Origin of the sequence: Microbacterium jejuense (assembly GCF_039544225.1) — a bacterium.
GTDB lineage: Bacteria > Actinomycetota > Actinomycetes > Actinomycetales > Microbacteriaceae > Microbacterium > Microbacterium jejuense.
In genome coordinates, this window is the sequence record NZ_BAABLG010000001.1 from 330,698 (window position 1) to 354,719 (window position 24,022).

The 24,022-nt window shown below is 72.2% G+C and carries 24 protein-coding genes; 13 read left to right on the forward strand and 11 right to left on the reverse strand.

Features of this window, described 5'->3' with window-relative positions:
- Positions 1-6: 6 nt before the first annotated feature.
- Complete coding sequence (gene xdhB / locus ABEA46_RS01490) at positions 7-2,433, reverse strand: xanthine dehydrogenase molybdopterin binding subunit (protein ID WP_345542545.1); 2,427 nt, start codon at positions 2,431-2,433, stop codon at positions 7-9.
- The gene (locus tag ABEA46_RS01495; RefSeq protein WP_345542546.1) at positions 2,430-3,887 is read right to left on the reverse strand and encodes a xanthine dehydrogenase small subunit; all 1,458 of its coding nucleotides are present in this window, start codon (positions 3,885-3,887) and stop codon (positions 2,430-2,432) included. Before ABEA46_RS01495 ends, xdhB begins: the two co-directional genes overlap by 4 nt.
- Positions 3,888-4,023: 136 nt before the next feature.
- Between ABEA46_RS01495 and ABEA46_RS01500 the strand changes: the two genes are divergently transcribed.
- Positions 4,024-4,434 (forward strand): VOC family protein, encoded by a 411-nt coding sequence (locus ABEA46_RS01500; protein WP_345542547.1) that lies wholly within the window; start codon positions 4,024-4,026, stop codon positions 4,432-4,434.
- 85 nt (positions 4,435-4,519) lie between these two features.
- Complete coding sequence (locus ABEA46_RS01505; protein ID WP_345542548.1) at positions 4,520-5,089, forward strand: hypothetical protein; 570 nt, start codon at positions 4,520-4,522, stop codon at positions 5,087-5,089.
- 104 nt (positions 5,090-5,193) lie between these two features.
- Here the strand turns inward: ABEA46_RS01505 and ABEA46_RS01510 are convergent, their stop codons facing one another.
- Both ABEA46_RS01510 and ABEA46_RS01515 read right to left on the reverse strand, forming a co-directional pair.
- Positions 5,194-6,309: an ABC transporter permease gene (locus ABEA46_RS01510; protein WP_345542549.1), complete on the reverse strand. Its 1,116-nt coding sequence runs from the start codon at positions 6,307-6,309 to the stop codon at positions 5,194-5,196.
- On the reverse strand, positions 6,306-7,190 hold the full coding sequence (locus tag ABEA46_RS01515) for an ABC transporter ATP-binding protein (protein ID WP_345542744.1): 885 nt from the start codon (positions 7,188-7,190) through the stop codon (positions 6,306-6,308). The genes ABEA46_RS01510 and ABEA46_RS01515 overlap by 4 nt, the downstream gene beginning before the upstream one ends.
- 207 nt (positions 7,191-7,397) lie before the next feature.
- On the opposite strand from ABEA46_RS01515, the gene ABEA46_RS01520 reads away from it, so the two are divergent.
- Positions 7,398-7,967, forward strand: a complete 570-nt coding sequence (locus tag ABEA46_RS01520; RefSeq protein ID WP_345542550.1) for an NADPH-dependent FMN reductase — start codon at positions 7,398-7,400, stop codon at positions 7,965-7,967.
- 114 nt (positions 7,968-8,081) lie between these two features.
- Here ABEA46_RS01520 and ABEA46_RS01525 read toward each other — a convergent pair whose 3' ends face one another.
- The gene (locus ABEA46_RS01525) at positions 8,082-8,771 is read right to left on the reverse strand and encodes a response regulator (protein WP_345542551.1); all 690 of its coding nucleotides are present in this window, start codon (positions 8,769-8,771) and stop codon (positions 8,082-8,084) included.
- Positions 8,768-10,045: a sensor histidine kinase gene (locus tag ABEA46_RS01530; RefSeq protein ID WP_345542552.1), complete on the reverse strand. Its 1,278-nt coding sequence runs from the start codon at positions 10,043-10,045 to the stop codon at positions 8,768-8,770. Before ABEA46_RS01530 ends, ABEA46_RS01525 begins: the two co-directional genes overlap by 4 nt.
- Before the next feature lie 136 nt (positions 10,046-10,181).
- On the opposite strand from ABEA46_RS01530, the gene ABEA46_RS01535 reads away from it, so the two are divergent.
- Genes ABEA46_RS01535 through ABEA46_RS01545 form a run of 3 tightly spaced genes read left to right on the forward strand, consistent with a single transcriptional unit; the run spans position 10,182 to position 11,986 of the window.
- A complete protein-coding gene (locus tag ABEA46_RS01535; protein WP_345542553.1) occupies positions 10,182-10,619 on the forward strand; it encodes a VOC family protein in 438 nt (145 codons plus the stop codon).
- Positions 10,620-11,333, forward strand: coding sequence for a winged helix-turn-helix transcriptional regulator (locus tag ABEA46_RS01540; protein WP_345542555.1), 714 nt, complete (start codon positions 10,620-10,622; stop codon positions 11,331-11,333).
- 29 nt (positions 11,334-11,362) lie between these two features.
- Complete coding sequence (locus tag ABEA46_RS01545; protein ID WP_345542556.1) at positions 11,363-11,986, forward strand: dihydrofolate reductase family protein; 624 nt, start codon at positions 11,363-11,365, stop codon at positions 11,984-11,986.
- Positions 11,987-12,189: 203 nt separating this feature from the next.
- Here the strand turns inward: ABEA46_RS01545 and ABEA46_RS01550 are convergent, their stop codons facing one another.
- Together ABEA46_RS01550 and ABEA46_RS01555 are read right to left on the reverse strand one after the other, a co-directional pair.
- Positions 12,190-14,238: an RNA polymerase sigma factor gene (locus ABEA46_RS01550; RefSeq protein WP_345542557.1), complete on the reverse strand. Its 2,049-nt coding sequence runs from the start codon at positions 14,236-14,238 to the stop codon at positions 12,190-12,192.
- Positions 14,239-14,458: 220 nt separating this feature from the next.
- Positions 14,459-15,298, reverse strand: coding sequence for an exodeoxyribonuclease III (locus ABEA46_RS01555; protein WP_345542558.1), 840 nt, complete (start codon positions 15,296-15,298; stop codon positions 14,459-14,461).
- A 92-nt stretch (positions 15,299-15,390) separates the two neighbouring features.
- Here ABEA46_RS01555 and ABEA46_RS01560 point away from each other — a divergent pair, with 92 nt between their 5' ends.
- From ABEA46_RS01560 to ABEA46_RS01575, 4 genes are all read left to right on the forward strand, one after another.
- On the forward strand, positions 15,391-16,188 hold the full coding sequence (locus ABEA46_RS01560; RefSeq protein ID WP_345542559.1) for a trypsin-like serine protease: 798 nt from the start codon (positions 15,391-15,393) through the stop codon (positions 16,186-16,188).
- Positions 16,189-16,239: 51 nt separating this feature from the next.
- Positions 16,240-16,818 carry an orotate phosphoribosyltransferase gene (gene pyrE, locus ABEA46_RS01565; protein WP_345542561.1) on the forward strand — a complete coding sequence of 193 codons (579 nt, stop codon included), beginning with the start codon at positions 16,240-16,242 and terminating at the stop codon, positions 16,816-16,818.
- Positions 16,819-16,899: 81 nt separating this feature from the next.
- Positions 16,900-17,490, forward strand: coding sequence for a carboxymuconolactone decarboxylase family protein (locus tag ABEA46_RS01570; RefSeq protein WP_345542563.1), 591 nt, complete (start codon positions 16,900-16,902; stop codon positions 17,488-17,490).
- A gap of 10 nt (positions 17,491-17,500) precedes the next feature.
- Positions 17,501-18,388, forward strand: a complete 888-nt coding sequence (locus ABEA46_RS01575; protein WP_345542565.1) for an RNA polymerase sigma-70 factor — start codon at positions 17,501-17,503, stop codon at positions 18,386-18,388.
- A 237-nt stretch (positions 18,389-18,625) separates the two neighbouring features.
- On the opposite strand, the gene pdxR is transcribed toward ABEA46_RS01575, so the two are convergent.
- Positions 18,626-20,041: a MocR-like pyridoxine biosynthesis transcription factor PdxR gene (gene pdxR, locus ABEA46_RS01580; protein WP_345542566.1), complete on the reverse strand. Its 1,416-nt coding sequence runs from the start codon at positions 20,039-20,041 to the stop codon at positions 18,626-18,628.
- A gap of 66 nt (positions 20,042-20,107) precedes the next feature.
- On the opposite strand from pdxR, the gene ABEA46_RS01585 reads away from it, so the two are divergent.
- The gene (locus tag ABEA46_RS01585; RefSeq protein ID WP_345542567.1) at positions 20,108-21,121 is read left to right on the forward strand and encodes an aldo/keto reductase; all 1,014 of its coding nucleotides are present in this window, start codon (positions 20,108-20,110) and stop codon (positions 21,119-21,121) included.
- 26 nt (positions 21,122-21,147) lie between these two features.
- Here the strand turns inward: ABEA46_RS01585 and ABEA46_RS01590 are convergent, their stop codons facing one another.
- A complete protein-coding gene (locus ABEA46_RS01590) occupies positions 21,148-21,957 on the reverse strand; it encodes an HAD-IIA family hydrolase (protein ID WP_345542568.1) in 810 nt (269 codons plus the stop codon).
- A 62-nt stretch (positions 21,958-22,019) separates the two neighbouring features.
- Between ABEA46_RS01590 and ABEA46_RS01595 the strand changes: the two genes are divergently transcribed.
- Both ABEA46_RS01595 and ABEA46_RS01600 read left to right on the forward strand, forming a co-directional pair.
- Positions 22,020-22,973, forward strand: coding sequence for an SDR family NAD(P)-dependent oxidoreductase (locus tag ABEA46_RS01595; RefSeq protein WP_345542569.1), 954 nt, complete (start codon positions 22,020-22,022; stop codon positions 22,971-22,973).
- Positions 22,974-23,188: 215 nt separating this feature from the next.
- The gene (locus ABEA46_RS01600; protein ID WP_345542570.1) at positions 23,189-23,326 is read left to right on the forward strand and encodes a hypothetical protein; all 138 of its coding nucleotides are present in this window, start codon (positions 23,189-23,191) and stop codon (positions 23,324-23,326) included.
- 36 nt (positions 23,327-23,362) lie between these two features.
- On the opposite strand, the gene ABEA46_RS01605 is transcribed toward ABEA46_RS01600, so the two are convergent.
- The gene (locus ABEA46_RS01605) at positions 23,363-24,016 is read right to left on the reverse strand and encodes a metal-dependent transcriptional regulator (protein ID WP_345542571.1); all 654 of its coding nucleotides are present in this window, start codon (positions 24,014-24,016) and stop codon (positions 23,363-23,365) included.
- Positions 24,017-24,022 lie beyond the last annotated feature (6 nt).

Genomic DNA, 24,022 nt, shown 5'->3' on the forward strand with positions numbered 1-24,022 from the left:
CGGGCCTCACTCCGCCACGGGGACGGCGGTCCCCGCAGGCTGCGACGCATCGTGCGCAGCGCCGGCGGCGCCGTGCGCCGGGCCGCCGGCATCCACCGATCCCGACGCCGCCTCGCGAGCCGCCTCGATCGCCCAGAACACCGCCTCGGGGGTGGCCGGCGACGCGAGCTCGACGACGTGGCCGGGCGGGCCGAACGAGCCGATCGCGTGGCGCAGGGCCTCGCGGGCGCTGAAGGCGAGCAGGAACGGCGGCTCGCCGACGGCCTTCGAGCCGTACACGGCGCCGTCCTCGCGGGCGTCGTCGAACAGGCGCACGTGGAAGTCGCCCGGGAGCTCCGAGAAGCTCGGCAGCTTGTACGTGCTCGCCGACGGGGTCTGCAGGCGGCCGCGGGTCGGGCCGTCGCCGGTGTCCCAGCGCAGCTCCTCCATCGTGAGCCACCCGACGCCCTGCACGTAGCCGCCCTCGATCTGGCCGACGTCCAGCAGTGGCGACAGCGAGTCGCCCACGTCGTGCACGATGTCGACGCGGCGCATGCGGTGCGCGCCGGTGAAGCCGTCGATCTCGACCTCGGCGGCCGCGGCGCCGTACGCGTAGTACTTGAAGGGCGATCCCTGGTTGCGCTGCGCATCCCAGTGCAGCCCCTCGGTGCGGTAGTAGCCCGCGGCGAACAGCTGCACGCGCTGCAGGTACGCCGTGCCGACGACCTCGGCGAAGGCGAGGCTCGGGCCGGCGGCATCCAGGCCCGTCACGACGCCGCCCGAGAACCGCACGTCGCGCTCGTCGACGCCGAGCATCCGTCCGGCCACGGCAGCGAGGCGGCCACGGATCTCTTCGCACGCGGCCTTGATCGCCCCGCCGTTGAGGTCGGCGCTCGAGGACGCCGCCGTCGCCGACGTGTTGGGCACCTTGTCGGTGCGGGTCGGTGCGAGCCGCACGGCCTCCAGCGGAACCCCGAGAGCGGTGGCTGCCACCTGCATCATCTTGGTGTGCAGTCCCTGGCCCATCTCGGTGCCGCCGTGGGTGATCAGCACCGAGCCGTCCTTGTAGACGATGACGAGGGCGCCGGCCTGGTTGAACGAGGTGAAGGTGAACGAGATGCCGAACTTGACCGGCGTCATCGCGAGGCCGCGCTTGCGGTCGGGGTGCGCGGCGTTGAAGCGGGTGATCTCGTCGAGCCGCTCGTCGAACGCGCACCCGTCGCCCAGCTGCGTCCAGATCCTCGGCAGGCGCTCGGCGTCCTTGACCGGCTGCCCGTACGGGGTGGTGTGACCGGGCCGGTAGAAGTTGCGCGCCCGCAGCTCGTGGGGAGGGATGCCGAGCGCCGACGCCGCGCGTCCGAGAACCTCCTCGATCACGAAGACGCCCTGGGGGCCGCCGAAGCCGCGGAAGGCGGTGTTCGACGGCTTGTTCGTCTTCGCGATGCGGCCGTGCGCGCGCACGTTCGGGATCCAGTACGCGTTGTCGACGTGCGCGAGCGCGCGGCCGAGCACGGGTTCCGAGAGGTCGAGGCTCCAGCCGCCGTCCGACGTGAGCGTCGTGTCGAGCGCCTGCAGCATGCCGTCGGCGTCGAATCCCGCGCGCCACTCCAGCAGGAACGGGTGCCGCTTGCCGGTCATCGTGATGTCTTGCGTGCGGGTCAGCCGCAGCCGCACCGGGCGGCCGGTGAGCTTCGCGCCCAGTGCGGCGATCGCGGCGAACCCGTGCGGCTGCATCTCTTTGCCGCCGAACCCGCCGCCCATGCGCAGGCATTCGACGGCGACCTCGCTGGAGGGGATGCCGAGCACGTGCGCGACGATCTCCTGCGTCTCGGACGGGTGCTGCGTCGAGCACTCCACGAAGTAGCGGCCGTCGGGCTCGCGCACCGCGAAGGCCGCGTGCGTCTCGAGCGAGAAGTGCTCCTGCCCGCCGATCTCGATCTCGCCCGCGAACACGTGGGCGGCGCCCGCGAGGGCGGCCACCGTGTCACCGCGCTCGATCGTCGGCGACGCGCCCTGGAACGACCCCGCCGCGATGGCCTCGCGCACGGTGATGAGAGACGGCAGCTGCTCGTACGAGACCTGCACCGCCGCGGCGCCGCGGCGTGCGGCATCCGTCGTCTCGCCCAGCACCCACGCGAGCGCGTGACCGTGGAACATCGCCTCGGACGGGAACAGCGGCTCGTCGTGCTTGACGCCCGCGTCGTTGATCCCCGGAACGTCGTCGGCGGTGAGCACGCGCACGACGCCCGGCACCTCGTAGGCCGGCTCGACGTCGAGCGAGACGAGCGCGTGCGCCGATGTCGAGGCCACCGGCCACGCCGTGAGCACGCCGTGGGCGCGCGCGGCGAGGTCGTCGGTGTACATCGCGGCGCCCGTGACGTGCAGCGCCGCGCTCTCGTGCACCGCGGGGCGTCCGACGACGGCGTCGGGCGGGCGATCGGCGAGGCCGCTCATGCCGGCACCGCGGTCGTCGAGGCGTACAGGGCGGGCAGCGCCGTGCCGAGCATGCGCGTGCGGTACGCGGCGCTCGCGCGGTGGTCGCTGAGCGGTGTCCCCTCGCTCTGAAGGACGAGGGATGCCGCAGCCGCCGTCTGCGCGTTCCACGGGCGTCCGACCAGCGTCCGTTCGGTGGCGTACGCGCGCAGCGGGGTCGCGGCCACTCCGCCCAGGCCGATGCGCGCCGCCACGACGACCCCGTCGTCATCGATGTCCACCGCCACCGCCACGGCGACCGACGAGATGTCGTCGAACCGCCGTTTCGCCACCTTCACGAACCCGCTGACCTCCCTCCCCACCCCCGGTATCGCGCGGCGCGCGGGGATCCGGATGGTGCGGATCAGCTCGTCGCGGCGGCGCACCGTCGTGCGGTAGCCGGTGAAGTAGTCCGCCAGGTCGACCTCGCGCTCGCCGCCGTCGGCGGAGACGAGGACGATGGTCGCGCCCAGCGCGAGCAACACCGGGGCGGCGTCGCCGATGGGGGACGCCGTGCCGAGGTTGCCGCCGAGCGTCGCGCGGTTGCGGATGAGGCGCGACGCGAACTGCGGGATCAGCTGAGCGAGCAGCGGTACGTCGCCCGCGATCCGCCGCTCGAGCTCGGTGAGCGGCACGGCCGCTCCGAGCTCGACGACGTCGTCCGACACGGTCGTCGTGCGCAGCTCGGGCAGACGGTCGATCGCCAGCACGAGCCGGGCGCGGGCCGCCCGCAGGTTGACCTCGACACCCCAGTCTGTGGAGCCGGCCACGGGCACGGCGTCCGGTTCGTCGCGCAGCAGCCGCAGCGCGTCGGCGAGGGTCTCCGGTCGCACGAAGCGCGCGCCGTCGACGTCGATGTCGGTCGTGGCGGGCGGCGGCGCCCCGCCCTCCGACCGACGCCGCAGCGGATCGCCGGGCTGCGGCATCCCGAGGGCGAAGGCGGCGTCGCGGATCGGGCGGTAGCCGGTGCAGCGGCACAGGTTGCCGCTCAGCGCGTGCAGGTCGAAGCCGTTGGGGCCGTGCTCGGGGTCCTGCGCCTCGGGTCCCGTGCCCCCGGGTGCGGGCGCTCGATCGGGACGGTAGTACTCGGCCGCCATCGCGCAGACGAACCCGGGCGTGCAGTAGCCGCACTGCGACCCGCCGGCCGCGGCGAGACCCTGCTGCACCGGGTGCAGCTCGTCCGGGGTGCCCAGTCCCTCGGCCGTCACGACCTCCTGGCCGTCGAGCGCGTGCGCCGGAACGAGACAGGCGTTGACAGGCGTCCACACGGTCCCGCCGTCCGGTCCCTCGGTGGCCAGCAGCACAGCGCACGCGCCGCACTCGCCTTCGGCGCAGCCCTCCTTCGCGCCCGTGAATCCGACGCCCCGCAGCAACTCCAGCGCGGTGGCGTGCGGCACCGTGCCGGCGAGCGGGACCTGCCGCCCGTTGACTGTCACTTCACTGTCACGGTTCGTGCGGATGCCGGGAGTCTACGCCGCGTGTCCGGTGCCGCGAAGGAGAGCACGGCGACCCCTGGACAGCCTCGTCAGGCAAGAGGATCGTTGATCCGGGGCCGATCACTGGGAGGATGAGATGTTCACCACAGCACAGGCGTATTCGAGCTTCGCCGTTCCCGACATCGACGAGGCCGTGGCCTTCTACCGCGACACCCTGGGACTCGACGTCACCGTCTGGGAGGAGATGGGCGGAGGATTCACGTTCAAGCTCCCCGCGGGCGGCAGCGTGTTCGTCTACCCGAAGGAGGACCACGAGCCCGCCGTCTTCACGATCCTGAACTTCGGGGTCGACGACGTCGACGCGGCCGTCGATGACCTCAACGCGCGCGGCGTCGTCACCAAGATCTACACCGACCCCGACTACGGCACCGATGAGAAGGGCATCTCGCGCGGTTTCATGGGCGGACCCGACATGGCGTGGTTCCGCGACCCGGCCGGCAACGTGATCTCGGTCGGCGTCATGACGCCGGAGATGATGGGGGACTGACAAGCGGACGGACGCGGCGCACCGGTGCGCCGATAGGGGGGTTCACCCGATACCGGCGAGGACCGTGACCGGCTTGGCTGGTCGCATGCGACCCCTCGTGCTCCTGCGGACCCACGCCTCCGTGATGCTCGGCTGCCTGCCGCTGCTCGCGCTGCTGCTCGTGCCTCAGCTCATGCGCAGCCGCGCCGGCAGCGAGTCGCTGCTGATGGCCGGCGTGCTCGCGCTGCTCGTCGTGCTCACCGCCGCGGTGATCCTCGCCCCGGTCATGAGCGCGTTCGCCGCGCCGGGAGACGGGTGGCGGCCGCGCACGGCGCTCGGGGCGACCCGCCGGGTGTGGCGCACGCGGCGCGCGCAGGCCTGGCTCGCGCTCGGCCTGTCCGCCCTGCTCTACGCCGCTGGGCAGGTCGCCGGCTACGCGCTGGCGGAGGTCGTGCCGTATGTGCACGACAACCCCGCGGCCGCCGGTGATCCGACCGCGTCGCCGTGGATCATCGACTACCCGGCCTACGCGCTGCAGGCCGCGGTGATCTACCTCTTCACGACCCTGGCGCTCGCCGTCTACGCGGTGCGGCTGCGGTCCCTGGCGACGGCAGCCCCGGTCAGTGCGCCGGCGCCGCCGTCGGGGCGGGAGCAGGCATCCGCAGCAGGAGCGTGAGGTTCACCGCGAGCGCCGGCAGCAGGACGCAGGCCACCACGCCCGGCACGGCCCACATCGCCGTCTCCAGTGCCGGAAGCCACTCCCGCACCCGCAGCGGTGAGTCAGCCCGCGAGCGCCTCCGACAGCTTCACGCGGCCGCCCATGCGCAGCAGCGAGTTCTGGTAGATCCGCGCCGCCACCAGGATCGCCGCCACGCACGTGGCGACCAGGATCACGAGCGACACCAGCGGCTCCCACCACTGCGCCTGGCCGAGGAAGATGCGCATCGGCATGCCGACAGGAGCCGAGAATGGCACGTACGACATGATCGTCAGCACCAGCGGGTTGTCGTTGAAGAAGATGACCAGGAAGTACGGGGCCATGATCAGCATCGTGATCGGCATCGTGGTCGACCCGATGTCCTCCTGACGCGAGACCATCGACGCCGCGGCGGCGAACAGCGACGCCAGCAGGATGAATCCGAACAGGAAGAAGATCGCGAACCACGCGATCGGCGCCCCGAGGCCCTGCAGCATGGCGGTCTGGTCGGTCACGGTCAGGCCGATGATCGCGATCGACGCGAGCACGAGGATCTGACCCATCGCGAGGATCGTGTTGCCGATCACCTTGCCCGCCAGCAGCGCCCGCACCGGGATCGCCGAGATCAGCAGCTCGACCACGCGGGTCTGCTTCTCTTCGACGACGCTCTGCGCGATGGTGCTGCCGAACAGCGAGGCCGCGAGCAGGAACACGATGCCGAAGCCGATCGCGGCGATGTAGCCGAGCGCGGCGGCCTGGCCGCCCTCGGGGTTCAGCAGCTCGACCGGGGGCAGCTGCGCGAGCGACAGCAGCAGCTGTGTCGGCGCGGAGTCGTCGGCGATCACCAGAAAGCCCATCGGCGACGAGGAGTCGGCGACGACCGCGGCGTCGACAGCGCCGTCCTTGACGAGCGCCTCGGCGGCGGCCTTGTCGGCGACATCGGTCACCTCGAGGCCGGGAAGGCCCTCGACGTACTGCTGCGCGTCGGCGGTGACGGCGACCGGCGTGCCGGACTGGTTGGCGGCCTGGAAGCCGCCCCAGATCACGAGCACGAGAGAGCCGAGCAGCAGGATCGCCGTCGAGATGACGAAGGCCTTGCTGCGCAGCTTCGAGGCGATCTCGCGCTCGGCGACGAGCCAGATGGCCTGGGGCGCGCCGAGGCCGGGCGCCGTGTCGGCGGAGCGGGGTGCGGTGCTCACTGGATGACCTCCTTGAAGATCTGGGCGAGAGAGGGATGCTGCGGCGCGAAGCTGGCCACATCCCCCTGTGCGACGGCCCGGCGCAGCACGCGCTGGGCGGTCTCGTCGCTGTCGGCGTCGAACACGGCGAAGCCGCCGTCGAAGTCGAGCACCTCGACGCCAGGCTCGGAGCGCAGCCAGCCGGCGTCGCCGGCCGAGACCAGCTCGAAGCGGCGGGTCGAGTGCTGGGCGCGCAGCGTGTCGCGGGCGCCGGCGGCGCGGATCGTGCCGCCCGCGATGATGACGAGGTCGTCGCACAGCCGCTCGACGACGTCGAGCTGATGCGACGAGAACAGCACGGCGGCGCCGGCCTTCGCGCGCTCCTGCAGCACGCCCGCCACGACGTCGACCGCGAGCGGGTCGAGGCCCGAGAACGGCTCGTCGAGGATCAGCACCTCGGGGTCGTGCACGAGGGCGGCGGCGATCTGCGCCCGTTGCTGGTTGCCGAGCGACAGCGTCTCGACGTTGTCGTTCAGGCGCTCGCCGAGCCCCAGCTGCTCCAGCAGCGCACGGGCGCGAGTCGTGGCATCCGTCTTCGAGAAGCCGTGCAGGCGCGCGAGGTACACGATGTGCTCGAGCACCTTCATCTTGGGGTAGAGCCCGCGCTCCTCGGGCATGTAGCCGAAGCGGCGGCGGTCGGATGCGGTCACCTCGGTGCCGTCGAGCGTCACGGTCCCGGCGTCCTTGGCGAGCACGCCTAGCACGATGCGCATGGTCGTGGTCTTGCCGGCGCCGTTGCCGCCGACGAAGCCGGTGAGACGGCCCTGTCGCACGTCGAACGACACCCCGTCCAACGCCCGGCGCCCGCCGTAGCTCTTGGTGACACCGCTCAGCTGCAGCATCTGGTCCCCTTTCGTCATGCCTTCGACGCTAGAGGGGGCGTCTCGGCCGCGCCTCCCCCGCAAGGGGGAGACCCGTGGCGGCGTGGGGAAGATCCCGCCGCTTTGCATACGCTGGAATAGATCTCAGGTTCATGTGCTTGCATGGAGGTGGAACGTCCACGGTGGATCCCCACCGGGGACGCCTTTTTGTCTTCAAGGAGCAGGAACATGACCGACCGGACCATCGGCTACATCGTCGGCAGCATCTCGAGCAGCTCGATCAACCGCCGCCTCGCGAAGGCCCTCGAGCGCCTTGCACCCGAGGGCACCACCCTCGTCGAGATCCCGATCAAGGACCTCCCCTTCTACTCGCCCGACTTCGACGCCGACTACCCGCAGGTCGCGCGCGACTTCAAGCAGGCCATCGACGACGTCGACGGCGTCATCCTCGTCACCCCCGAGTACAGCCGCTCGATCCCGGGCGTGCTCAAGAACGCGCTCGACTGGGCCGCCCGCCCGTGGGGCCAGGGCTCGTTCAACGGCAAGCCCACCGCCGTGATCGGCACGTCGGGCGGCGGCATCGCCACCGCGGCCGCGCAGCAGCACCTCAAGGCGATCCTGAGCCACTACAACGCCCCGACGCTCGGTCAGCCCGAGGGCTACGTGCAGTCGACGCCGGGTCTGTTCACCGAGACCGGCGAGGTCACCAACGAGCAGACCGCCGAGTTCCTGACGGCCTACCTCGAGGCCTTCGGCGCGCTCATCGAGCGCTACGCCCCGGTCGCCGTCGCGGCCTGACACCCTCGTGGATCGGCGTCTCGCCGATCCCGTTCCAGCCGGTGGATGCCTCGGCTCCGGCCCTTCGCGGGCCTGGAGCCGAGGCATCCGTCGTCTCCGGCCCCGCCGTCTCGTTCAGGCCAGGCCGTGGCGATGGGCGTAGACCACCGCAGCCACGCGATCGCGGGCGCCGAGCTTCTGCAGCACGTTCGACACGTGCGTCTTGACCGTGGCCTCGCCGATGTACAGGCGCCGGGCGATCTCGGCATTGCTCATCGCCTGCGCGACGAGCTGCAGCACCTCGGCCTCGCGCTCGGTGAGATCGACGACGAGGCGCGCGTCGGCGGGCTCGGCGACGCGGGGCGTGGCCGCCTGCCGGAGCGCCGGCACCGGCGACGCCGCGAACCGCGCGATCACGCGCCGGGTGACCTCGGGTGCGAGCAGCGCGTCGCCGGCGGCCGCCACGCGCACGGCCGAGATGAGCTCCTCGGGGCCGGCGTTCTTCAGCAGGAAGCCGCTCGCCCCGGCCGCGAGGGCGTCGAACAGGTAATCGTCGCGGTCGAAGGTCGTGACGACCACGACGGCCGCCGCGATGTCCTCGTCCGCCACGATCCGCCGCGTCGCCTCGAGCCCGTCCATGTCGGGCATCTGGACGTCCATGCAGATCACGTCGGGCTGAAGGGCGGATGCCGCAGCCACCGCCTCGGCGCCGTTCGAGGCCTCGCCGATCACGACGATGTCACCCGCGGACTCGAGGATCATGCGGAAGCCGGCGCGCATCACGGCGTGGTCGTCGACCAGCAGCACGCGGATCGGCGCGCTCACGCGACAGCCTCCGCGTGCGCCGCGAGCGGTACGCGCAGCCGCACCCGGAACCCTCCGCGCGACCGGGGTCCGGTCTCGAGCTCGCCGCCCGAGGCTGCAGCGCGTTCGCGCATGCCGACGAGTCCGAGCCCCGGCCGCATGGGCGTGGTCATCGCCCGGCCGGTGTTGACGACTTCGAGTTCGACAGCATCGTCGTCGTAGCGCAGTCGCACGTCGGCGGCGGCATCCGGTCCGCCGTGGCGGCGCGCGTTCGTGAGCGCCTCCTGCGCGACGCGGTACACGTTCACCTGCACGAGGTCGGGGAGGGGCGCCGGCTCGCCGACGATCGTCAGCGTCGTGGGCAGGCCGTTGTCGTTCGCGTACGCGACCAGGTCGGGCAGCGCCGACAGGTGCACGGTCGAGCCGCCGTCGCCGTCGGGCGCCGAGGTGCGGAGGGTCTCGAGCAGCTGGCGCAGCTCGACCAGTGCCGAGCGCGCCGACGCCTCGACGCCCTGCAGCGCCGAGCGTGCGGCATCCGGGTCCCGGTCGAGCACGGCCCGTGCCGCGCCCGCCTGCACGCCCATCGCCGAGACGTGGTGCGCGACGACGTCGTGCAGCTCGCGCGCGATGCGGACGCGGTCCAGGGCCACCGCCTGCGCCGCGGTCACCTCGCGCTCGCGCTCGAGCTCGTGCGTGCGCTCCTCGAGCGCGGTCCGCTCCATCGCCGCCGCATAGGCGCGGTCGCCCATGTAGTAGGCGCCGCCGAAGAACGCGGCGTTGATGAGCAGCTGGATGAGCATCATCGCCGCGAACGGCGAGAACAGCCCGGCCTTCGAGAGCGCATCGTCGGACGGGTCGATCGCCGCCTGGAACATCGTGGCGAGCAGCCACACGAACATGCCGACGATGACCGCCGCACGCACCCACATCGCGCGGCGCCGATCGTCGACCCACGCACCGACGGTGTACATCGCGATGAACATCGACACGTTCGCGACGTACAGATCGGGGATGCGGAAGGTCACTCCCACGAAGAACACGATCGCCACGACCACGACGACGATCTCGGGGTGGCGGCGTCGCACCGCGAGCGGGGCGGTGAGTGCGAGCGCGTAAAGGAGCGCCCACTGCAGCCCGTGCGCAGCATCGGCGCCGTAGACGCCGGCGACCGATCCGAGGGCGCTGCTGAGGATGGCCGAGACGAACAGTCCGGCCGCGAGCCACACGTCGTTGCGGAGCTCTCGCGACGACGGCGGAGTGCGCCGGAGCGGGTGGGCGGACGGCTGGTCGGGCATACCTCCACGGTACGGATAGCGGGGCGGCGCGGCATCCGTCTCATGGGGGAGAGAGACCTCTTACTTGCTATTGACAAGCAGACTTGTTTTTTGCAACCATGGTCGCGCAGGCACAAAGAGACCAAGGAGCAAGGCAATGACGCACATCTTCGTCAACATCCCGACGAGCGACCTCGAGCGTTCGAAGGCGTTCTACACGGCCCTCGGCGCCACCCTCAACCCCACGTTCACCGACGACAACGCCGCGTGCATCGTGTGGGACGAGAACGTCTACTTCATGGCGGTCACGAACGAGTACTTCGCGACCTTCACCGACAAAAAGACCGTCGACCCCCGCACGCACGCGCAGGTGCTCATCGCGCTCAGCCGCCAGTCGCGCGCCGCCGTCGACGAGATCATCGCTGCGGGTGTCGCTGCGGGCGGCAGCGAGCCCACCGAGGCCAAGGACTACGGCTTCATGTACAGCCGCGACCTCGACGACCCGGACGGCAACGGCGTCGAGTTCTTCTTCATGGAGCCGCAGGCCGTCGAGCAGGGTCCCGACGCCTACCTGGCGGAGCAGGCGAACGCGTAGGTGGCGTCCCGCAGCTACGGGCAGTACTGCGGGGTCACCACCGCCGTCGAGCTGATCGGCGAACGATGGGCGCTGCTCATCGTCCGCGATCTGCTCGTCGGTCCCCGCCGGTACACCGACCTCAAGCAGGGACTGCCCAAGATCCCCACCAACATCCTCTCCACGCGGCTCAAAGAGCTGCAGGAGAGCGGTGTCGTGCGCCGCGTGCCGATGCTGCACTGCGGCCTCGTGTACGAGCTCACTCCGTACGGGCGCGAGCTCGAGCCCATTGTGCTGGCGCTCGGCCGGTGGGGGTTCGCGCAGATGGGCGACCCGCAGCCCGACGACGTCGTGACGGCGGACTCGCTCACGATGGCGCTGCGCACCGCTTTCCGGGTGGATGCCGCCGCCGCCCTCGATCCGGCCGACTACGAGCTGCACGTCGGCGACATCGTGCTGCGCGTGCAGGTCCACCCGTCCGGGCTCCGCGTCGCGCAGGTGCGGCCGGCCGGGCGACCGGTGGACCCGCGCCTGGGCACCCAGGCCTCGACCGCCGGCGACCCCGACCTCGTGTTCGCCGCGGGCCCCGGCATCCGTCGCCTCATCTCGGGGGAGCTGACCCCGGCCGAGGCGATCGATCAGGAAGTGCTGGCCGTCGTCGCGGGCGACGCGACGCTGCTGGAGCGGTTCGCAGAGACGTTCCGCATCGAACCGGGGGTCGTGCTCGTCGCGTGAGGCGGCTCCCCTGTGGAGAGGAGGCGGCCATGACCGGCCGCATCTGCATCGATCTGTTCACCACGCTCGACGGCGTCGCGCAGGCGCCCGGCGGGCCCGAGGAGGACCCGTCGGGCGGGTTCCCGTTCGGCGGCTGGCAGGCGCCGTTCCCCGACGAGCAGATCGGCGCCGCGATCTGGGAGGGCATCGAAGGACTCGACGCCCTGCTGCTCGGCCGCCGCACGTACGACATCTTCGCCGGGTACTGGCCGCAGCACACCGACGGTCCGGAGGGCGGCATCGGGCGCAAGTTCGATGAGGTCCCGAAGTACGTCGCCTCGCGCGGCGCCCCCGACCTGCCCTGGGCCGGGTCGACGCAGCTGGGCCCCGACCTCGCCGCCGAGGTGCGCGCGCTGCGAGACCGGCATGACAGCATCCACGTCATCGGCAGCATCGACTTCGCACAGACCCTCCTGCGCGAGCAGCTGTTCGACGTGCTGACGCTGTGGGTGTACCCCGTCGTGCTCGGCCAGGGCAAGAAGGTGTTCCCCGACGGCGCCGCGCCGGCGAACGTGACGCTGCTGGAGCCTGCGACCTCGGGCCCGCTCGGAGTGGTGCAGCTGCGCTACGGTCCCGCCGCGGGACCCGTGCAGACCGGCACGATGGGCGACTGAGCGCGTCCTGCGTCGTCGCTCCGTCGCGCTTGTGTCCCCGTGCGATGGGCGAGGCATCCCGAGGCAGAGGATCCTCGCGTCGAGCCAAGGGGTTCGCGGCGAGACAGAGGGCGTCGTCCTCGGGTTCGACGAGAGCCCCCGGTCTCGGCGAGACGGGGGATCTCTGCGGCGAGACGGGGCACGCCAAGGGGCGCGGCGCCGCGTCAGCGGGCGCGGACGTGCAGGGTGACGTAGGCGACGCGGCCCTCGGCGCCCGTCGCGGCGTCGACGTAGCGGATGCCGATGACGTGATCGCCGGGCGACACGTCGTACACGACGCGGCGGAGCGGTGCGCCGGTGAGGGTGTGCAGATTGCCGGTCCAGCCGCCGTCGACCGAGACGGCCACGGTCCTGCCGCGCTCGCCGCTCAGCAGCAGCGTCACGTCGTCGGCGCGGAAGTCGAAGTCGAGGTCTTCGAGGCGGGCGTCGAGCGTGCCGTCCTTGGCGGTCGCCGTCGGCACCGGCAGGGCGAACGGGCCGACGGGCGAGCTCGGATCCGAGGGCCGCAGGCCCGGGCCGGTCTGCACGGCGCGCACCGTCATGCCCTCGTGCAGCAGGTCGCCGGGGATCGTCGCCGAGAAGCGTCCGTCGTCACCGGCGGTGGTCCGCGCCAGGGTCGCCCCGGCCTCGTCGATCAGCACGACCGTCGCGTCGGCGACACCCGCTCCGGTGATCGGCGCGGGCACGGGTGCCGACAGATCCGCCGGCGCGTCGAGGCGCGCGGTCGCGGTCACCGCTGGCTCCGGATCCGGCGTGGGGGTCGGGGTCGGCGTGGGGGTCGGGGTCGGCGTCGGGGTCGGGGTCGGGGTGGGTGTCGGCGTGGGCGTCGGAGTCGGCGCGGGCGTGCTGGGTTCCGGCGCGGGCGTGCTGGGTTCCGGCGCGGGCGTGCTGGGCTCGGGCACGGGCGTGCTCGGCTGCGGGCGGGGCGCAGGTGTGCTGGGCACCGGCGCCGGCGTGCTCGACTCCGGCGTGGGCGTGCTCGGCGCGGGTGCGCGGTCCGGCGCTGCGGGCTCGCGCGTCCCCGGCGCCACCGGTGCGGTCACGGGGGCGTCGGCCAGGGCGTCCGTCGCGGGCGGCGCGTCCGCCGGCTCGGCTTCGTCGACGTCGGCTGCCGCATCATCGGGTGCGCGGTCGGCGGTGTCGGCGGCATCCCGATCCGTCGTCGTGTCGGCGGCGGCCGGCTGCTGAGCCGGCGCGCTCCAGGACGGCGCCAGGGCCAGCGCGACCGCTGCGGCCGCGGCGACGGCGAGCACGCCGACGCCGATCCCGATCGCCGCGACCGGGACGGCAGCGGTGCCGGCGCCCCCCGCGCCGGCACCCCCGCCGGAGGCGCCCCCCGGCGCCTGTCCCCCGGAGCCGGATGCCCCGCCACCCCCGGTGGGCGATCCGGCGACCACCGATGCCGCGGCCGGGGCGGCATCGGAGGTGTAGGCAAGGGCCCCAGCCCCGCCGAGGACAAGAGGCAGCAGCACCAGACGGAGCTTCTGCGACACGTGTTCGAGGTCGGCCGCGACGATGCGGCACGCCTGGCAGCCGTGCAGGTGGGTGTCCAGGCGCCGGCGGTCGCCGCGCTTGACCGGCTTCTTCTCGCTCGCGACGAGCAGCTCGCACACCCAGCGGCATTCGGCCGGGCGGGCGGGGTCGCTGATGTGCGCCTGCAGCCACGCCTGCTTGAAGCCCTCGCGGGCGCGGTACACCAGGGCCGACACCGCGTTCGCGCTCATGCCCAGCAGCGGTGCGATCTCGCGGGGCTTCATGCCCTCGACCTCGACGTACCAGAGCAGCTCCCGCCAGCGGGCAGGAAGCTCGCGGAACGCCTGGGCCAGCACGGAGCGGTCGGCGACGAGCTCGGCGAACTCGGCCTCGGAATCGGCGGCCCGTTCGTCGAGGTCGTCGAGCGGCAGCTCGCTCGTGCGACGACCCCACGAGGCCGCGACGTTGCGGATCGTCGCGAAGAGGTAGGGGCGGAAGCCCTCCTGCGGGCCGCCGCCCTTGCGGATCGTCGACAGGATCGAGGTGAACGCCTCCGACACGAGGTCGTCGGGATCGACGTTCGGGCTCACGGCGCGGGCGGCGTTGCGTCCGCTCGCGGAGTGACGCTCCCACAGCACCGCGTATGCGGCGTCGTCGCCCGCGCGGGTGGCGACGACGAGCTCTTCGTCGGAGCGCTCGCGCAGCGGACCGCCGGCGACGGCGGGGGTGGGGGTGGTCACGTATCTCCTCGCCGGATGGCGCTCGGGGGGTTCAGCCGGCGACGGCAGATCGGCGCCAGGCTAACGACACGCGCTGGGAAACCGCTGGTGAGCGGCCCCGCGCGCAACGGGGGGACACAGTGCAAGACGCCGCCGGAACGCGATCATGACGCGCCCCGAGAAAAAAGTTCGAGAGATCGGCTGGGGCCGGTGGGATGCCGCCGATCGCGGCATCCCGTGACTAGAAGATCATCGGGCGATCGTCGTCGTCGGGCCCCTCGAGATCGAGGTCGACGACGACGGGGACGTGGTCGCTCGGCGCCTCGCCCTTGCGCTCGTCGCGGTGGATCGTGGCGCCGGTCACGGCGTCGGCGATCGCATGCGAACCGAGGATGAAGTCGATGCGCATGCCCTCGTTGCGGGGGAAGCGCAGCTGCTTGTAGTCCCAGTAGGTGTAGCCGGTCGGGATGAGCGGACGCACGACATCCTGCAGGCCCGCGGCCTCCAGGGCCGCGAACGCCTCGCGCTCGGGCGGCGACACGTGCGTGGCGAAGCCCTGCACGACGGTCGGGTCGCCGTTGTCGGCATCCGTCGGGGCGATGTTGAAGTCCCCGACGAGGGCGAGCGGCAGATCGGGGTTCGCCGCCAGTGACTCGCGCGTGTACTGCTCGAGCGCCGACAGCCAGTCGAGCTTGTAGAAGTAGTGGGGGTCGCCGAGCGAGCGGCCGTTGGGCACGTAGAGGCTCCACACCTCGACACCGCCGATCGTCGCGCCCATCGCCCGCGCCTCCTGCGGGGCGTCAGGGCCGTTGTGGCCCTTCTCGAAGCCCGGCATGTCGGGGAACGCGGTGCGCACGTTCGTCATCGGCTCGCGGCTGGCGATCGCGACGCCGTTCCACTGCGAGAAGCCGTACGCCTCGACGTGGTACCCGGCCTCTTCGAACCGGTCGAACGGGAACTGCTCGGTCTTGCACTTGATCTCCTGCATCGCGAGCACGTCGATGTGCTCGCGCACCGCGAAGTCGACGATGCGGTCGACCCGCGCGCGGATCGAGTTGACGTTCCAGGTGGCCAGGCGCATGGGGTCAAGCCTATGCGGGACCGCCGACGTCAGCCCCTTGCCAGACCCGTCGGGGACTGAGAGGCTCGCGCTACCCAGGGAAGGGGTATGACATGCGCAAACCCGCGCTCGCACTCGCCGCTGCCGCAGCGGCCCTGCTGTTCCTGTCGGTCGGCACACCGGCCCAGGCCATCACCGACGGCGTGCCCGACGGCGACGGCCACCCCGACGTCGGCCTCATGGTCGCCTTCGACGACGAAGGCCCGGCCTGGCGCTGCAGCGGCACGCTCGTGTCGCCGACGGTGTACGTCACGGCGGGCCACTGCACGTTCGGGGCGACCCACGTCGAGCTGTGGTTCGACGACGACGTGAGGGATGCCGCGGCCCACGGCTACCCGAACACCGGGGAGGTCTCGGGCACGCCGTACACGCACCCGCAGTACGACGATGCGGCGTTCTACCTGTACGACCTGGGCGTCGTCGTTCTCGACGAGCCGGTGATCCTCGACCACTACGCGTCGCTGCCGGCCCTCAACCAGCTCGACGTGCTGGCGAACAAGAAAGGCCAGCAGGACCGCAGCTTCACCGCCGTCGGCTACGGCCTGCAGAAGAGCTTCCCCGACGCCGCGTCGTGGAAGACGCAGGCCGAGCGGCTGCGCATGGTGTCGACGCCCCGGTTGATCTCGATCAACACCGGCTACACCGGCGACGGGTCGATGATCCTGTCGAACAACGCGAACACCGGCGGCACGTGCTCGGGCGACTCGGGCGGTCCGAACTTCATCGGCAGCTCGGACGTCATCGCGGGCGTCACGTCGTTCGGCAAGAACGCGACGTGCGCGGGCACGGGCGGCGTGTACCGCCTCGACCGCGCCGACGACCTCGACTGGCTGGCGACGTTCCTCGGCTGATCGGCCGACCGGGCTCGGGCGTGGGGATGCGGCATCCGTAGAATCGACGGCATGACCGCCGCCTCCACGCCCGAGCTCGAAGCCGACCGCCAGCGCCTCATCGGCCTCATCAAGGGCGAGGCGGTGTTCCACGGCGACTTCACGCTGTCCAGCGGCAAGAAGGCGACGTACTACGTCGACATGCGCCGGCTCACGCTCGACCACCGCGCCGCTCCCGCGATCGGGCGCATCATGCTCGACCTGATCCGCGACGTCGACGGGATCGTCGCCGTCGGCGGGCTCACGCTCGGCGCAGACCCGATCGCCAACTCGGTGATGCACGAATCGGCGCGCACCGACGCGCCGCTGGACGCCTTCGTCGTGCGCAAGGAGCCGAAGGACCACGGCCGCGGCCGCCAGGTCGAGGGTGCCGACATCGTGGGCAAGCGCGTCGTCGTCGTCGAGGACACCTCGACCACCGGGCAGTCGGCCCTCAAAGCCGTCGAGGCGCTGCGTCGCGAGGGCGCCGAGCCGGTCGCGGTCGCCGTCATCGTCGACCGCAAGACCGGTGCGCAGTCGGCCGTCGAGGCCGAGGGACTGCAGTGGCTCGCCGCGATCGACCTGGACGACCTGGGCCTGGCTCCGCAGTAATCTCCGACGGGGCTGTCACACGCCGGCGACGGCCGGTGTCTCCATGTGCGAAGGACTCGTTCCCACACATGGAGGAAAGACATGAGCACCACGACCCGCATCCCCGCTGCGGAGATCACCGGCCTGAAGGGCGCCGCCATCAAGGCGGTCGCCCGCAAGATGGCCGGCAAGGTCCCCGACTCCCTCGGCGTGCTGTGGCACCACCAGGGCGTCATGAAGGACTCGATGAGCATCGGCCGCAAGACCGAGGGCTGGCACGAGCTCGACCCGAATCTCGCGTCGTACGCGGTGATGGCCGCGGCGGCGACGATCGGCTGCAGCTTCTGCCTCGACTACAACTACTTCGTGGCGCACAACCACGGCCTCGACGAGACGAAGGTGCGCCAGGTGCCGCGGTGGCGCGACGCGACAGTCTTCACGCCGCTGGAGCGCCGGGTCATGGAGTACGCCGAGGCCATGTGCGAGACCTCGCCGACGGTCACCGACGAGCTGTCGGACGCGCTGCTCGCCGACCTCGGGGCTGCCGGACTCGTGGAGCTCGCCGCACGCGTCGCGTTCATGAACATGTCGGCGCGCATGAACGTGGCGCTCGGCATCCATTCCGAAGAGTTCGCCGACGCATGCGGGCTGGCACCGCTCGCCGAGCGACCCGCCGTCGGGTCGGCCGCGTAGGCTCGCGCGCATGAGCACGCCCCACGCCGACGACCCGTTCGTCGCGCACCGGAACCTGCTGTTCACCGTCGCGTACGAGATGCTCGGCTCGGCCGCCGACGCCGAGGACGTGCTGCAGGAGTCGTGGCTGCGCTGGGCGGCTGTCGACCGCGACACCGTGCAGGAGCCGCGCGCCTACCTGGTGCGCATCGTCACCAGGCAGTCGCTCAATCAGCTCCGCACGGTGTCGCGGCGGCGCGAGGACTACGTGGGGGAGTGGCTGCCCGAGCCGCTCCTCACGAGTCCGGACGTGGCCGAGGACGTCGAGCTCGCCGAGAGCCTGTCGATCGCGATGCTGACGGTGCTCGAGACCCTCGGACCGGCGGAGCGGGCGGTGTTCGTGCTGCGCGAGGTCTTCGACGTGCCCTACGAAGAGATCGCGGATGCCGTCGGCAAGACCCCTGCGGCGGTGCGGCAGATCGCACACCGGGCCAAGGACCATGTCGCCGCCCGCCGCCCGCGCGTGCCGGTGAGGCCCGCCGAGCACGAGGAGGTCGTCGAGCGGTTCGTGACGGCGCTCAACACGGGCGACCTGCAGGGGCTGATGGACGTGCTCGCGCCGGACGTGGTGTCGGTGGCAGACGGCGGCGGCAAGGTGCGCGGTGCGGCGCGGCGGCCGATCATCGGGTCCGACAAGCTCGCGCGGTACCTCGTGGGCAGCATGGCCAAGGTCACCGGCACGCTGGTGGCGACGCCGACCTGGATCAACGGGCTCCCCAGCATCCGGATGGAGCTCGACGGAGCGCTCGCGGGCGTGGTGACCCTGACCGTCGAGGACGGCCGCGTCACGCAGATCTACTCGATCGCCAACCCCGACAAGCTCGGCTGGGTCGACGCCGAGGCGGTCGTCGCGCGCTGAGCGTCCCGCCAGCGCGAGAGGAGTCAGTCGCCGCGCTTGCCGCGGCCGCGCCACAGGCGCCACACCAGCACGACCAGCGTGCTCAGCACGATGAGGGCCGACACCCACAGCAGGATCGTCTGGTCGCTCTGCGAGATCATGCCGCGACCCTATCGGTCTCCGGCGTGATGGGGTTCACTCGCGCTGAATGTACGCGGATCAGCCGCCGAGCCGTACGTTCAGCCCAGGTGGACCGAGTCAGCGCGAGCCCTGGACGACCCGCGCGAGCAGCGCCACCGCTTCGTCGACGAGCGGGTCGGCGAGGTCGCCGTAGCCGAGCACCAGCCGCTCGGGCGCGGGCGCGTCGGGCGAGACGCGGTAGCGGCGGATGTCGGTGAGCCCGAGGTCGTGCGCCTCGGCCGCGCGCACGACGTCGGCCGCCCGCACGCCCGGCGGCAGGTCGAGCACCACGTGGAGCCCCGCGGCGATGCCCGACACGCGGCACTCGGGCAGCTCACGGCCGAGGGCGGCGAGCAGTGCCTCGCGCCGTCGCTTGTAGCGGGTGCGTGCCGCGCGCAGGTGCCGGTCGAGGCCGCCCGCCGTGAGGAACCGCGCGAGGGTGAGCTGGTCCAGCGTCGAGGGCGCCGGGGTGCCGGCATCCCGGACCGACCCCTGCAGCCACGGCGGCAGCACGAGCCAGCCGAGGCCGAGGGCCGGAGAGGCGGTCTTGCTGAGGCTGCCGGCCAGCACGACGCGGTCGGGCGCCATCGCCTGCAGTGCGCCGATCGGGCGGCGGTCGTAGCGGAACTCGGCGTCGTAGTCGTCCTCGATCACGACGCCGTCGCAGGCGCGGGCCCACGCCAGCAGCCCCTCGCGGCGCTCGGGCGACAGTGCCGCGCCGATCGGGAACTGGTGCGCGGGGGTCACGAGCGCTGCGCGGGCTCCGGTGCGGGTGGATGCCGCCACCAGCGCCTCGACGTCGACGCCGTGGTCGTCGACCGGCACGGGCACCGTCGCCAGCCCCTCGGCGGCGGCGACCTGGCGCATGCGCGACCACGAGGGGTCCTCGACCAGGAGCGCGGTGTGGCCGAGGCTCCGCAGCGTGCGGGCGACGCGGCGCATGCCGTCCGTCGCGCCGTGGGTGACGACGACCGCCGACGCGTCGGCGCGGGCGAAGCGCGAGCGCGACAGGTACGAGGCGACGGCGGCACGGGCCGCCGGCACATCGGGCTCGAGCCGGAACAGCTCGGCGTCAGGCGTATCGGCGAGCGTATCGGTCATCGCGCGCAGCCACAGTGCGCGCGGTGCATGACGCAGGTCGGGCACTCCCGGTGCGAGGTCGAAGCGCGGCCGACGCAGCGGCGCGGCGGGCGCGGGCGCCGGCCGGGGCGCGGTGATCCCGACCGAGGCGGCCACCCGTGTCGCCGACCCGGTGCGGGCGTCGAGGATGCCTTCGGCGCCGAGCCTTCCGTACACCTCCGTCACGACCCATCGCGAGAGGCCCAGCGACGCCGCGAGCAGCCGGCTCGGGGGCAGAGCGGCCCCGGCCGGCAGACGGCCGGAGGCGACGGCATCCCGCACCGCGAGCTCGAGCCGCACATGACGCGGGCCGTCGTACGCGGCGAGGTCGAGCAGAGTCTCCCAGGCGACCGGATTGGTCTGGATTTCGGCCATGTAATCGGATCTTACTCCCAGACCGCTCGCGCTCCACCATGGAGTCATCCCACCGAAAGGACCGTCATGCAGTACCGCACCATCTCGAACGGATCGACCTCGTTCGATGTCTCGACCCTGTGCCTGGGCACCATGTTCTTCGGCACCCGCACCGACGTCGACACGTCGCTGAGGATCCTGGACCGCTTCGTCGACGCGGGCGGGACCTTCGTCGACACCGCCAACAACTACAACGTCTGGGTCGGCGGCCATGGGCGCGACAGCGAGGACGTGCTGGGCGAGTGGATCCGCCGCCGCGGCGGGCTCGGGGACGTGCGTCTGGCCACCAAGCTCGGCGCCGCCCAGAAGGACCCGGCGCTGCCGCTGCAGAACGTCGAGCCGACCAACTTCCAGGGCCTGTCCGCCGGGATCGTCGCGGGGGAGGCCCGCGAGAGCCTGCGCCACCTCGGCATCGACCGGCTCGACGTGCTCTACGGCCACGTCGACGACCGCGAGACGCCGGTCGCCGAGACCGTCGCGGCGTTCGGCGAGCTGCAGCGCGAGGGGCTCGTCGGCATCTCGGGCATCTCGAACATCGCCGTGTGGCGCCTCGTCGAGGCGCGCGAGGAGGCGCTGCGCCAGGGCGTCGACCCGTACGGCGTCGTGCAGCAGGGGTACAGCTATGTGTACGCGAGCCCTGCCGCCCGGCGTACCAGCGACGTGTCCGTGGACCTCCTGGACTACGTCGCCGCGGCCGGCGTCGATGGGCGCCCGCCGCTCACCGTCACCGCGTACTCGCCGCTGCACCAGGGCGCGTTCACGCGCGACGACAAGCCGATGTGGCCCGGCATGCGACACGCGTCCAACCGTGACCGGGTGCGCCTGCTGCACGATGTGGCCGCCGAGATCGGAGCCACGCCCAACCAGGTCGCCCTCGCGTGGCTGCTCGGCGGCGACGTGCCGGTGATCCCGGTCATCGGGGCTTCGACCGTCGCGCAGCTCGAAGAACTGCTCGCCGGAGCCGACCTCGTGCTCGACGCTGACGTGCGCGCGCGTCTGGACGCGGCCGACCTCGACGTCCGCGCGGCCGTCGCCGTCTGACGCCGCGGGCCCGTGCGGAGACCGGGCTACAGCAGCTCGGGGTCCTCGGACTCGACGGGCTCGGGGTCCAGCAGCTCGGCCACCGACGTCAGCACCTCGTCGGGGCGGAACGGGTAGCGGGCGATCTCGGCGGCGTCGCTGATGCCGGTGAGCACGAGCACCGTGTGCAGGCCCGCCTCGATGCCGGCGACGACGTCGGTGTCCATGCGGTCGCCGATCATGCCGGTGTTCTCGGAGTGGGCGCCGATGCGGTTGAGCGCCGAGCGGAACATCATCGGGTTCGGCTTGCCGACGACGTACGGCTCCATGCCTGTCGCCTTCGTGATGAGCGCCGAGATCGCGCCGGTCGCCGGCAGCACGCCCTCGGTCGACGGGCCTGTCGCGTCGGGGTTCGTGGCGATGAACCGCGATCCCGCGCCGATGAAGCGGATCGCCTTGGTGATCGCCTCGAACGAGTAGTTGCGGGTCTCGCCGACGACCACGTAGTCGGGGTCGGTCTCGGTCATGATGAACCCGGCCTCGTGCAGGGCGGTCGTCAGGCCCGCCTCGCCGATCACGAACGCCGAGCCGCCCGGCATCTGCGACTTCAGGAAGTCGGCGGTCGCGAGCGCCGAGGTCCAGATCGCCTCCTCGGGGACGATGAGCCCCGAGGCCCGCAGCCGCGCCGACAGATCGCGCGGCGTGAAGATCGAGTTGTTGGTGAGGACGAGGAAGGGGACGCCCTGTTCACGCCACTGCTCCAGGAGCTCGGGAGCCCCCGGGATGGGCGTGTTCTCGTGCACGAGCACGCCGTCCATGTCGGTGAGCCAGCATTCGATGTCGGACCGGGTGCGCATGCGTCCAGGCTATGCCGTCGCGTGGCGTGTTCCGGGTGCGCGGCGGGCGTAGGGTCGAAGCCGTGACGTGGGACCCCCGCAGCCTTCCCGACCTGTCCGGTCGCGTGTACCTCGTGACCGGCTCCAACGCCGGCCTCGGTTACTTCGCGTCCGAGCAGCTCGTGCGCGCGGGTGCGAAGGTCATCATGTCGGCCCGCCATCCGAACCGGCTGTCGGCCGCGCGCGCCGCCATCCGGCGGAGAGTGGATGCCGCGTCCGACGCCACCGAGCCGCTCATCCTCGACACGTCCAACCTGGGTTCGGTGCGCTCGGCCGCCGCCAGCATCCGCGGGCGCGGAGCGCTGGACGGCGTGCTGCTCAACGCCGGCATCGTCCACGCGCCCAAGACCCGCCAGACCACGATCGACGGGCACGAAGTGGTGTTCGCCACGAACGCGCTCGGGCACTTCGCGCTCGCCGGCGAGCTGCTGACCGCGCTGGCCGAAGCCTCGGGGCGCATGGTGTGGGTCGGCAGCATGTCGACCGCGCTCACCCCGTACGACCCGGTCGATCCGCAGCTCAAAGACGGCTACTCCGCCTGGCGCGCCTATGTGCAGTCCAAGGTCGCGACGACGTCCTTCGGCTTCGAGGCCGACCGGCGCCTGCGCGACGCGGGCGTGCCCGTCGAGAGCGTCGTCGCCCACCCCGGGTACTCGACCGGCGGCCGCACGCCCGGCATCGTCGGCGTGAACGAGCCGTCCCGCGCGAAGCGGTTCGCCGACAACCTGCAGGCCGTCGCCGCGCAGTCCAAGGAGCACGGCGCCTGGCCGCTCGTGCGCGCGCTCGTCGACCCCGATATCGACGGTGGTGAGTTCTGGGGCCCCCGCACCGGCTCGCGCGGTGAACCGCGCCGGCAGACCGCTGCCAAGGTCACCCGCGACCCTGAGATCGCCGCCCGCCTGTGGGCGTTCGCCGAGAACGCGACAGGCGTGGCGTGGCCCTTCGCCCGGGCCGCCGCCGTCGCGGCTCGACGCTGACCGCGCCCACCGGCGAGTCACGCGTGCCGGTCGAGTCAGCGCCGCGCGGCATCCCCTCCACAGACTCGGATCCGCACCCGCAGACGGGCGAAGGCACTCCTCGCCCGATGCTCCGGCACCGCGTGCCGGACGCCTGATCCACACGTGCGCATCAGGCGTTGTGTCGCGGCGGATGCCGGCGGCATGACTGCCAGACTGACCGCAGGAGGCCGGATGTGGTGTCGCTCCCGCTGACATCGCTCGTCGCGGCCGGCGTCGGCCGGCTGTCGGCGGTGCGGATGCTGATCCGCAGCCTCACCGTCGGCCTCGGCACGATGGGCGTCAGCTACCTGGCGGGCGTGCTCTTCTTCTGACGGCGGGGGATGCCGCCGGCCTCGTCGTGCGGGCGGTCAGGAGCTCAGCCACACGGCGTCGGCCGCGGCCTCGGGCAGCGCGACGTCGGTCTCGCCTTCGCCGTCGGCGGTCCGCAGGCGCAGGGTCGCGGCATCCACCACCGTCACCGTCGCGCCGACGGCCACGCCGGACGCCTCCACCGCGCGCAGCAGGTCGGCGTCGCGGTCGCTCACGCGCAGCACGCGGCCGACGTGCCCGGCCGGCGCCCGGCCGAGCAGGACGAACGGCTCGCGGTGGACGTGGCCCTCGCCGTCGGGGATCGCATCGCCGTGCGGGTCGAAGCGGGGCCGCCCGAGCCGCTCGTCGATGCCCTCGAGCAGGCGGTCGCTGATGGCGTGCTCGAGCACCTCGGCCTCGTCGTGCACCTCGTCCCACGCGTAGCCGAACTCGCGCACCAGCCAGGTCTCGATGAGCCGGTGCCGGCGGATGATCGCGGCCGCCCGAAGCTCGCCTGCCTCGCTCAGCGATACCGGACCGTAGGGACGATGGGTCACGAGGCCCTGCGCGGCGAGCTTCTGCACCATCTCGGTGACGCTCGACGGTGCGAGCCCCAACTCGGCGGCCAGCTGCGACGGCGTGATGCGGTCGTCCTGCCACTCGGTGTGGTGGTAGATCGTCTTCAGGTAGTCATCGACCGCGGGGGAGGGCACCGCCCC